This is a genomic window from Anaerostipes hominis (ex Lee et al. 2021), assembly GCF_002270485.1.
GTDB classification, from domain to species: Bacteria; Bacillota; Clostridia; order Lachnospirales; family Lachnospiraceae; genus Anaerostipes; species Anaerostipes hominis.
Genome location: NZ_NQOG01000063.1, coordinates 1 through 884, shown reverse-complemented (window position 1 = coordinate 884; position 884 = coordinate 1). Strand labels below are relative to the sequence as shown.

At 47.1% G+C, this 884-nt stretch carries 1 protein-coding gene; it reads right to left on the bottom strand.

All coding sequences use genetic code 11. From position 1 onward, the window contains the following. Positions 1-89 precede the first annotated feature (89 nt). Positions 90-884: sugar phosphate isomerase/epimerase family protein (locus tag CI597_RS17515; RefSeq protein WP_143266105.1), on the bottom strand; the 795-nt coding region annotated here is incomplete at its 5' end.

Here is an 884-nt window from a genome sequence, read left to right as displayed (position 1 = left end):
ATATCCTTGTGTGTCTTTACAAATCCTTTCAGCATATCCTCAACAGCGTAATCAGGATTGTTTACAATTCGATTCATCTGTTCTCCCTCCTATATCTCAGCCGCGATGGCTTTCAGATTCTTAAGTCCTTCAATGGCAAGTTCTTCTCCTGTATCAGCAAACTTTCTCCAGATCGCACAGTTGCCGGACAGTTCTTCAAAGCTTGGGTCAAAGGATTCAATGACTAACGGTCCATCATAACCGATTTCCTTTAACGCCGTGAAGAATTCCTTAAACGGCACCAATCCGGTTCCCGGGATTCCCCTGTCGTTTTCATTGACATGCACATATCCGAGATATTCCTTTCCGCAGGTCTTTACAGCTCCGGCAAAGCTCTTCTCCTCGCGGATCATATGGAAGCAGTCAAGATGAACTTTGACATTTCCTGTTCCCACATCCTTGCAGAACTGAACAGCGTCCTCCGCAATGTTGAGGAAATGTGTCTCGAAACGGTTGACACACTCTACACAGATGGTCACATCGCCTGTTTCTTTAGCATATTCAGCCACTTCACGCATACATGCCACACCGTAGTCCCACTCTTCCTGTGTTCTTGGTTTCTTTGTGAGATAACCCCAGCCTGCATAGTTTACTCCGCCCAGGATCGGTGCTCCCAGTTCGTTGCAGATATCCACGCATTTTTTCATGGCCTTGACGCCCGCTGCCCTAATCTCTGGATCCGGGGAGATCGGGTTCGTCTCCGGTGTCAGTGTTGTCGTGCAGACACAGTCAATACCCACCCGTTCCAGTTCAGCCTTTACCTGTTTTACTGGAAATGTAAATGGATTGGAAATCGCAAAGTCAATGACTTCAAATCCCAGTTCTTTTGCCTTTGGGATGATCCA